The sequence below is a fragment of the Inquilinus limosus MP06 genome (assembly GCF_000767795.1).
In the GTDB taxonomy this organism is placed as follows: domain Bacteria; phylum Pseudomonadota; class Alphaproteobacteria; order DSM-16000; family Inquilinaceae; genus Inquilinus; species Inquilinus limosus_E.
Map to the genome: position 1 here is coordinate 1 of NZ_JANX01000859.1, position 1,853 is coordinate 1,853.

At 71.7% G+C, this 1,853-nt stretch carries 2 protein-coding genes; both read right to left on the bottom strand.

What is annotated here, in order from left to right; genetic code table 11:
- Positions 1-265: 265 nt before the first annotated feature.
- Positions 266-1,054: an aminoacyl--tRNA ligase-related protein gene (locus P409_RS37500; protein ID WP_343285540.1), complete on the bottom strand. Its 789-nt coding sequence runs from the start codon at positions 1,052-1,054 to the stop codon at positions 266-268.
- Positions 940-1,371, bottom strand: a complete 432-nt coding sequence (locus tag P409_RS41065) for a class-II aminoacyl-tRNA synthetase family protein (protein WP_052121684.1) — start codon at positions 1,369-1,371, stop codon at positions 940-942. The genes P409_RS37500 and P409_RS41065 overlap by 115 nt, the downstream gene beginning before the upstream one ends.
- Between the last annotated feature and the right edge of the window lie 482 nt (positions 1,372-1,853).

The following is a 1,853-nucleotide window of genomic DNA, read 5'->3' on the forward strand; positions in this document are numbered from 1 at the left end:
CGGGCCTCGTCCAGCGTCGCCGCGTCGCGCAGCCGGGCGTCGCGCCAAGTCCGGGCTTCGCCGGCCAGGGCGGATTGGATCTCCGACAGCCGGCCGGGCAGGGCGGCGACGAACGCCTCCAGCCCGGTCTCCTCCTAGCGCCTCGGCCCCGCCGTGGCGGTCGACGACGGGTCGTAGGTCCCGTACCCTTGGCCCGACCGGGACGGGAAACGGTTCCGGGACGGGGACCTAACCGGAAGGGCCGTTCGGGTACGGTCGGTACTTCCTACCCGGAACGGACCGACCCCTTACGACGGGGGACTAACCCGGAGTCCCAGCGCTTGGCCGAGCCGCTGCCGGGGCGCCGGTCGATCGTCACCCGCACCGCCTCGCCGCGCCAGGACTCGCGTCGCAATCGCCCGGCCATCTCGTCGCAGCGGGCCAGCACCGCGGCATCCTCGGCCGTGCCGCGCAGCACGGGCAGGATCGCCACTTGGTCGGGCGCCACCGCGGGCGGCAGGCGCAGCCCGTCATCGTCGCCATGGGTCATGATCAGCGCGCCGATCAGCCGGGTCGAGGCGCCCCAGGAGGTGGTCCAGGGCAGCCGGATCGCGCCATCCGCATCGGTGAAGCGGATGCCGGCGGCGCGGGCGAAGTTCTGGCCCAGGAAGTGCGAGGTGCCGGATTGCAGGGCGCGGCCGTCCTGCATCATCGCCTCGATGCACAGGGTGGTGACGGCGCCGGGGAACTTCTCCCGCCGGGTCTTGCGGCCGGCGATGACGGGCAGCGCCAGCGCCTCCTCCGCCACCTCGCGGTAGATGCCCAGCATGCGCCCGGTCTCCTCCAGCGCCTCGGCCTCGCTGGCGTGAGCGGTGTGGCCCTCCTGCCAGAGGAACTCGGAGGTGCGCAGGAAGATGCGGGGCCGCTTCTCCCAGCGCACCACATTGGCCCATTGGTTGATCAGCACGGGCAGGTCGCGATGCGACCGGATCCAGCGCGAGAACGCCTCGCCGACGATGGTCTCGGAGGTGGGGCGGACGACCAGGGGCTCCTCCAGCGGCGCGTCGACCCGCAGCCGGCCGCCGACATTGGCCAGGCGGTGACCATCGCCACCTCGGCGGCGAAGCCTTCGACATGCTCGGCCTCGGCCTGCAGGTATTGCAGGGGGATGAACAGGGGGAAGTAGCAGTTGCGGTGGCCAGTCTCCTTGAAGCGGCGGTCGAGGATGGCCTGGATGCGTTCCCAGATGCCGTAGCCCCAGGGCTTGATCGTCATGCAGCCGCGCACGGGGGCGGGCTCGGCGAGGTCGGCGGCGCGCACCACGGCCTGGTACCAGCCGGCATAGTCCTCGGCGCGCGTGGGGGTGACGGCGGTGGTCTTCGTCTGTGTCATCGAGGTGTTCCTGGCGAGGGAGAAGCAGGGACGGACGGTCCGGACGCGACGACGCACGGGACCGCGGCGCGGACCGGGCCCGGGAGCGTTGCGTGAGCTTTAGAAGCCTAGCTGGACGGTCCGGACGCGGTCAGCGCGCCGGGAACGGTCGCCCGATGGTCGGAACGAGGGCAGGCACGACCCATCCGCCGCCACAGGCGGGGGAGAGGGCGTCGTGCTGGGTGCCGGCGATGGTCACCGGGGATCCTCGTTCAACATTGCCGTCAGGAATGACGGCGGCCTGAGAGTAGCGGATCGGCCCCGACACGGGAAGCAAGTCACCGCATCGGCGAGGGGATGACTGGATATCAGGCATCTTCGCGGATTGCCTCTCCCGCCTGGCGGGAGAGGTCGGACGCCCGCCAGGGCGGCCGGGTGAAGGCTGGCCCAGGCCTCGACGAAATCCCCTCACCCGGAGCCGCTTCGCGTCTCCGACCTCTCCC